Origin of the sequence: Bradyrhizobium sp. SHOUNA76, assembly GCF_023006445.1 — a bacterium.
In the GTDB taxonomy this organism is placed as follows: Bacteria; Pseudomonadota; Alphaproteobacteria; order Rhizobiales; family Xanthobacteraceae; genus Bradyrhizobium.
Window position 1 is genome coordinate 1 of the sequence record NZ_JALBHA010000354.1, and the last position, 6,989, is coordinate 6,989.

A 6,989-nucleotide genomic window follows, 5' to 3' on the forward strand; every position below is an offset into this window, starting at 1 on the left:
CGCCCTCGCCGGGCTCGCCATCGCGCCGCTGGCGCGGCGGATCGCGCCCCCTGGCTTGGTCGACATCGGACCTGCGCACAAGCTGCCGAAGCTCGGCAGCTCGAAGGTGATGCTGCATTCGAAGGTCAGCGATCCCGCCAAGCTCGCGGCACTACGCGCGGTCGCGGCGACGTTTCGGAGCGCGGTGGCCGCCTAGCCAAACCAGTTCCCTTCTTCCCCGGCGTACCTGCCAGCCACAAACCAATAGACAAGTCCCGCCGAACCGCCAGCGAGAACAAACGCGGCACCGAACGAGCCGACGATCTGGAACAGAAGCGCGCAGAATAGCGCGCCAATCGCGACGCCTGAAACCGCGTAAAACAACAGGGATCGGATGCGCAGGCGCTCGGCAAGCCAGATCACCGCGCCGGCAGGAAGCCCCGTGAGCGTGCAGACGACAAGCAGCGTCAGCGGCAACACGAAGATGAGCGTCAAGGCAATGCCCATTAATTGTCCGGCGCTATTCATGACTCCAATGAAGATGGCCAGTATGATGGCATGCAGGACCCCGGTTGCGGCCACGCACCCGCGAAACCAACCGTTCAGAGCGCGAGGACATTCTGCGCAGGCCATATCATCACCTCACAAGATCGCCTCGAACGCGCTGCGCAACGTCTCGTACCGAAAGACAAAACCGCGGCTCAGCGCCTTGTTCGGCAGCACGCGCTGGCCGCCGAGCAGGAGCTCGTCGGCGAAGCCGCCGCCGATCCGGCGCAGCAGGCCGCCGGGAATGCGGAACACCGTCGGCCGGTGCAGCCGGCGGCCGAGCTCCTCGGTGAATTTGGCGTTGGTGACGGGGATCGGCGCGGTGGCGTTGACCGGGCCTGTGAGATCGGGCGTCGCCAAGACATAGGCGATCAGCCGGATCAGATCGTCGCGCTCGATCCAGGACATCCACTGCCGGCCGGTGCCGAGCGGCCCGCCAAGCCCGAACTCGAACGGCGTCAGCATGCGCGTGACGAAGCCGCCTTCGGTGCCGAGCACGAGGCCGATGCGCAAATAGACGACGCGCACGCCGAGCTCCTCCGCCGGACGCGCCGCCTGCTCCCAGGCCGCGCACAGCTCGTGGCTGAAGCAGGCGTGTGATTTCGCCGATTCCGTCAGCACCTGATCGGCCCAGAGGCCATACCAGCCGATCGCTGAGCCGCTGACGAGCACCTCGGGCTTGTGGTCAAGCCGCGCGATCAGCTTGACGACCTCGCCGGTCATGTCGATGCGCGAGCCGATGATCTTCGCGCGCTTGGCCTCCGTCCACAGGCCGTTGCCGATCGGCTCGCCCGCGAGATTGACGATGGCGTCGATCTTCGTGTCGGCGGCGAGCTGATCGAGGCTGGTGATCAGCATGACCGGCGGCGGCAACATCTCGGCCTTGGCGGGGTTGCGGATCAACGCGATGACATTGTGCCCCGCCCCGCTGAGGCTTGTGGCGAGGCGGCTGCCAATGAAGCCGGTGGCGCCAGTGATCAGCACGGTCTTGCGGCCCGGCAGCTTCTCGACAAGTCCCTGCGCCGGAACGCTGCGCATGCGGCCCAATCGGCGCATCGCGGCAAAATCCCTGACGCCGCACAGCGCAGCTCCAACCGCGCAGGCGGTCGCGGCCATGCTGAGCAGGCCCTGATAGACCACGGTCACGCCGAACGGCTGCATCGCCCAGTCGATCAGCACCGGCAGCAGCAGCACGAGAATGGCACCGTAATTGATGGCGAGCAGCGTGTGATTGATGCGTTCGCTCGGCGGCAGCTTTCGGCTCAGATCCTCCTCGACGAAATCCATCAGCGTGATCACGATCTCGGCGATCAGCACCGCGACGATCAGCAGCGCGAGCACGCCATAGACCTCGAGCCAGCCGAGCAGCAGGAACAGCAGCGCATAGAGCATATTGCGGATGCCGTGCAGCTTCAGCTCGAAGCGCTGCGACACCCGCCAGGCCAGGCGCTCGGTGAATTCGTGATGGTAGAAGGTGTCGAACACGCCCATCACGATCTGGATGGCGATGAGCGTCCACAACAGCTGTGTCATGACACGGCCTCCCTGAAGGTGGCGGACTGGTGGATCAGCGCGCCGTAACGCGGATGAATGACATCGAGGGTGAAGCGGAACGCGCCCTCGCCGAGGTCGCGGTGCGTCACCGTGAGATCGCCCGGCGTGAGCCATTGCGGCAGCGGGATCCACAGGCGTCCAAGCTGAAGCCCATAACCGGCGCTGCGAAAGGTCAGCGCCTGGTCCTCGACCGCGATACGGAGCGCCATCGAAACGCCGAAGCCGACATATTCCTCGAGCCCGGTCGGACCGGCAAAACGCTTGGCGGAATGGATCACTTGCGGAAAGCCGCGCTTGCGCGCGCAGATGCGCGTCCAGGTCTGACCGCCGGTTGCGGCATCCTCGGTGACCGTCACGATCATCGGCACGCCGGTGTCACGGCCGGTCGGCAGCGGCCCGCCGATCATGCGTGCGGCCTGTGCGACCCACCAGCCAATGTCGCTGAAGCCGATCTCGTCGACCACGCCGACATAGACGACGCTGTCGCCGTCGGCGACGCGCTTGGAGAAGCGCCGCCAGGTCGCGAGCGGCAGGCGGCCCCAATCCTCGTCCGACAGCAGCGTGCGGAAGCGGCGATCGTCGAGCAGTCTGGTGTGAGCGGAGGTCGATGCGTTGCAGCCCGATAATCTTGCCGACGTCATCGTACCCTCCTCGAGGCTATTTGGTCTTGCCCAGCGGCAGCAGGTTGGCGATCTTCTCGCCAAGCCGCATCAAGGCGACCAGCCGCGGCCGCGGCACCTTCAGCATCTGCATGAACCAGTGATCGGCGAGCTCGGTGAAGGCGAGCATCTCCTTCAGCCGCTTGCTCGCGACCGGATTGATGGCCGGATCGCCGGCGGCGTCGGACACGCACGCCCTGAGCGCCGCGATCGCCGGATCGAGCTCCCGCTCCTTGCGCCGCGCCGCGATTCTGGCCGCGACCTCCCAGATGTCGGTCTCGGCCTCGTAATGGTCGCGGCGGTCGCCGAGGATCGGCACCCGCCGGATCAGGTTCCAGGCGAGCAGCTCCTTCAGCGAGTTGGAGACGTTGGAGCGCGCCATGCCGAGCGTGTCGGCGATGTCTTCGGCGGTCATGGGCGCTTCGGCGAGGTAGAGCAGCCCGTGGATCTGGCTGACCGAGCGATTGACGCCCCACTCGTCCCCCATATCGCCCCAATGCAGGATGAAGCGCTCGACGGCGACGGGGAGTTTCTTCTTTCCGGTTATTTCTGTCATGACAGAAATATCTGACAATACCGTTTCCCTGTCAAGCGGGCGCCGGTCCGTATACGAAGCGGGGATATCTGCCTAAAAATGTCCCAAGTTCAGGGAACCATCCGCCATCTGTGGCGTTTGCTCCGGTCGAACAGGGTCCGGGAATGGTGAAAAAGTTCAGTCAACAGAGAGACTTGTTCGAGAGCGAACGCAGTTTCCGGCTGTTGGTTGAGGGAGTTGCGGACTACGCGCTCTACATGCTCGATCCCAACGGGATCATCACCAGCTGGAACATCGGCGGCGAGCGCATCAAGGGTTATTCACCCGAGGAGATCCTCGGCCAGCATTTCTCCCGCTTCTACACCGAAACCGACCGCGCCAACGGCAAGCCGACCCGTGCGCTCGGCATCGCCAGGGAAAAGGGCCGCTACGAGGAGGAAGGCTGGCGCGTTCGCAGGGACGGCACTTTCTTCTGGGCCAGTGTCGTGATCGATCCGATCTACGAGGACGGCCAACTGGTCGGATTCGCCAAGATCACGCGCGACATCACCGAACGCCGCAATACCCAGATCAAGCTCGAGGCGATGCAGAAGCAACTCGCCGAGTCCCAGAAGTTCGACGCGCTCGGGCAACTCACCGGGGGGGTCGCCCACGACTTCAACAACCTCCTGATGATCATCAGCGGCAGCCTCCACATGCTGAAGCGAGGGGCCGACGACGCGGCCAAGCTCCAGCGTGCGATCTCGGCCATCGAGACCGCCACCAAGCGCGGCGCGGCGCTGACCAACCAGCTCCTGACCTTCGCGCGGCGGCAGAGCGTCAATCCGCAGGCGATCGATTTCGCCGAACGCATCACGGCGATTCGCGAGGTGCTCGATGCCGGCGTCGGCAGCTCCGTGCGCCTGGCCTTCGACATCGACCGCGAGGTCTGGCCGATCAAGGCCGACGTCTCCGAACTCGAGACCGCGCTGCTCAACCTCGTCATCAATGCCCGCGACGCGATGCCCGACGGCGGCACGGTGACGATCAGCGCGCGCAATGTCGTGCTGGACGAGACAACCCTCGCCGGCAATTTCGTTGCGATCGACGTCACCGATACCGGGCTCGGCATTCCCGGTGACGTTCTCGACAAGATCTTCGAGCCGTTCTTCACGACCAAGCCGATCGGAAAGGGCACCGGCCTCGGCCTATCTCAGGTGCACGGCTTCGCGCACCAGGCCGGCGGCACGGTGAGCGTCGCAAGCGAACTCGGCAAGGGCACGACCTTCACTATCCTCCTGCCGCGCGGAGAAGACGTGCCATCGTCCGACACGGCCGGGGAGCCGGCGTTCCAAGGCAGCGGCACGGTGTTGCTGGTGGAGGACAATCCGGACGTCGCCATCGTCAGCATCGGCCTGCTGGAGCAGCTTGGCTACCATGTGCGCCGGGTCGCCGATGCCGAAGCTGCGCTGCGCGAGATCGAGAACAACGGCGTCGACTTCGTGTTCTCGGACATCGTCATGCCCGGCAAGATGGACGGCCTCACCCTCGCCCATCATCTCCGCCAGATCCGCCCCGGCCTGCCGATCCTGCTCGCCACCGGCTACAGCGAGGTCGCCGCCGGCGTGCGCGGGGATTTCCCGATCCTGCGCAAGCCGTACGAGATCCACGAACTCAGCGAAGCGATCGCCAAGCTGCCAAGGTGAGGTTCTCAAGAGGTGGGCAAAGCGGAGCGTGCCCACAATCTCACCACGATCACGCCTTTGCCCACCCTACGAGACTGCCTTCGGCGCCTGCTTCACCGCCGCGGCCGGCGACGGCGCGCAGACAACGCGCCTACACCGTCGGCAGCACCGAGAACTTCTCCCCGGCCCTGCGCAAATTCAGCTCATCGGCACCGGCGGTCTCGCTGGTGACACTGTCGACGCGCGAGGATGGCGGGCCGTGGCGGCAGAGCGCGACCATGTCGGCGACGTGACCTGGCGTACCGGCGAACAGCGCTTCCACGCCGCCGTCGCGGCGGTTGCGGACCCAGCCTTCGAGCCCGCTCGTTGTCGCCTGGTGCTCGACCCAGGCCCGATAGCCGACGCCCTGCACGCGCCCGCGGATCATGACCTGGAGAATAGCCCGGCTCATTTTTTCAATCCGAGGACGTCGGCGTTGCGCGCCTTGACATCGACCTCGCGCATGACGAGGGCCGTCAGCTCCGACGATGCGATCCCCCTAAGGCTTTTCGGCGGCGCGCCTTCGCGTAGCGCTCTCAGCGTCTCGTAGACCGCCTGCGTCGCGGCTGCGATCGGCGCATGACCCTGGAGCGCGATGCGTACGCGCTGACTGGCGAGGTAATCGAGCCCGTTCAAGTCCTCCGGCGCCCCGCCGAGCACGATCGGCAGGCGCGTCGCAGCGGTGATCGCCTCGAGCTCGGCGCGCGACTTGATGCCGGTGAAGAACAGCGCATCGACCCCGGCGGCTTCATATGCCCTAGCGCGGCGGATCGCGTCTTCGATCGAGGTGATCGAAGCAGCTCCCGTGCGGCCCATGATGACCAGCGAGCCATCGCTGCGGCCGCCGAGCGCGGCCTTCATCTTGCCGACGCCCTCCTCGAGCGAGATCAGCTGCGTCTTCGCCTCGCCAAAAGCGGCCGGCAGCAGCGTGTCCTCGATGGTGAGACCGGCGGCGCCCGCCGCCTCCAGCTCCTGCACGGTGCGGCGCACGTTGAGCGCATTGCCGTAGCCGTGATCGGCATCGACCAGCACCGGCAGCGCGGAGGCGCGCGACATCCGCCGCATCTGCTCGGCGAGCTCGGTGAGCGTGATCAGGGTAATGTCGGGGTCGCCAAGCACCGCGAGCGAGGCGACCGAACCGCCGAACATGCCGAGCGGAAAACCGAGGTCCTCGGCGATACGGATCGAGATGGCGTCGTACACCGAGCCGGGATGGACACAAGTTGCGCCCGACAGGACGGAGCGCAGTTTTTCGCGGCGGGAACGAAAGGCCATGGTGCTGTCTCGGTTAGGTCACGGAGGCCACAGCATACTCCGTCATTGCGAGCGAAGCGAAGCAATCCAGGAATGCGCCCGCGGAGACAGACTGGATTGCTTCGTCGCGAAGGGCTCCTCGCAATGACGGTGGTTGGGGGACGGACCGCCCGCCCCACTCACATCCTTACGCAAACTCCAAAATCAGCGCGTCCACCGCAAGCGTCGCGCCGGCGCTGGCGTGGACTTTCTTCACGGTGCCGTCCTGTTCGGCGCGAAGCACGTTCTGCATCTTCATGGCTTCGACCACCGCGAGCGTCTCGCCGGCCTTGACCTCCTGCCCCTCGGTCACCGCGATCGAGACCACAAGGCCGGGCATCGGACAGAGCAGCTTCTTGCCGCTGTCGGAGGCCGTCGTCACCGGCATCAAGCGCGCGGACGCAGCTTCAGCTTCGGTCCAGACATAGACCGGCACCTCGACGCCCTGATGCGCCAGACGAATGCCATTGGGAATCGGCCGCGTCTGCACCGCGACGAAATGGCCGTCGATGGTGCCCTGCCAGACCGGATCGCCCGGCTTCCACGGCGACTGCAACAGATGCGCATTGCCGGCCTTGCCGGCGGCATCGACGAAACGCACCGCGATCGCCTCGCCCTCGCGTCCGACCTCGAGCTGGATCTCCTGTCGGTCGAGCCAGACCGCACGGCGGCGCTCGCGCTGCACGACGCGGCCGCCCAACTGGCCCGAGATCTGCCGCT

General features: G+C 65.8%; 8 protein-coding genes and 1 pseudogene. 2 read left to right on the top strand and 7 right to left on the bottom strand.

Annotated elements, in window-relative coordinates:
* Positions 1 to 196, top strand: a pseudogene (locus MOV74_RS27185) (LysR family transcriptional regulator); the annotation flags it as partial.
* Here MOV74_RS27185 and MOV74_RS27190 read toward each other — a convergent pair.
* Genes MOV74_RS27190 through MOV74_RS27205 form a run of 4 tightly spaced genes read right to left on the bottom strand, consistent with a single transcriptional unit; the run spans position 193 to position 3,294 of the window.
* Entirely contained in the window at positions 193 to 561 is a 369-nt protein-coding gene (locus tag MOV74_RS27190; RefSeq protein ID WP_246929621.1) for a hypothetical protein, read from the bottom strand. The pseudogene MOV74_RS27185 and the gene MOV74_RS27190 sit on opposite strands and share 4 nt — an antisense overlap.
* Before the next feature lie 60 nt (positions 562 to 621).
* Positions 622 to 2,058 (bottom strand): TIGR01777 family oxidoreductase, encoded by a 1,437-nt coding sequence (locus MOV74_RS27195; protein WP_246929623.1) that lies wholly within the window; start codon positions 2,056 to 2,058, stop codon positions 622 to 624.
* Positions 2,055 to 2,720, bottom strand: a complete 666-nt coding sequence (locus tag MOV74_RS27200; RefSeq protein WP_246929625.1) for a DUF4166 domain-containing protein — start codon at positions 2,718 to 2,720, stop codon at positions 2,055 to 2,057. The genes MOV74_RS27195 and MOV74_RS27200 overlap by 4 nt, the downstream gene beginning before the upstream one ends.
* A 16-nt stretch (positions 2,721 to 2,736) precedes the next feature.
* Positions 2,737 to 3,294 (bottom strand): GbsR/MarR family transcriptional regulator, encoded by a 558-nt coding sequence (locus MOV74_RS27205; protein ID WP_246929627.1) that lies wholly within the window; start codon positions 3,292 to 3,294, stop codon positions 2,737 to 2,739.
* A gap of 143 nt (positions 3,295 to 3,437) precedes the next feature.
* Between MOV74_RS27205 and MOV74_RS27210 the strand changes: the two genes are divergently transcribed.
* Entirely contained in the window at positions 3,438 to 4,958 is a 1,521-nt protein-coding gene (locus MOV74_RS27210; protein WP_246929634.1) for a PAS domain-containing sensor histidine kinase, read from the top strand.
* A gap of 130 nt (positions 4,959 to 5,088) precedes the next feature.
* On the opposite strand, the gene MOV74_RS27215 is transcribed toward MOV74_RS27210, so the two are convergent.
* From MOV74_RS27215 to MOV74_RS27225, 3 genes are all read right to left on the bottom strand, one after another.
* Complete coding sequence (locus tag MOV74_RS27215; RefSeq protein WP_246929636.1) at positions 5,089 to 5,388, bottom strand: acylphosphatase; 300 nt, start codon at positions 5,386 to 5,388, stop codon at positions 5,089 to 5,091.
* Positions 5,385 to 6,251 carry an oxaloacetate decarboxylase gene (locus MOV74_RS27220; RefSeq protein ID WP_246929638.1) on the bottom strand — a complete coding sequence of 289 codons (867 nt, stop codon included), beginning with the start codon at positions 6,249 to 6,251 and terminating at the stop codon, positions 5,385 to 5,387. Before MOV74_RS27220 ends, MOV74_RS27215 begins: the two co-directional genes overlap by 4 nt.
* Before the next feature lie 166 nt (positions 6,252 to 6,417).
* On the bottom strand, positions 6,418 to 6,989 hold a 572-nt coding region (locus MOV74_RS27225; protein WP_246929640.1), incomplete at its 5' end, for a biotin/lipoyl-containing protein.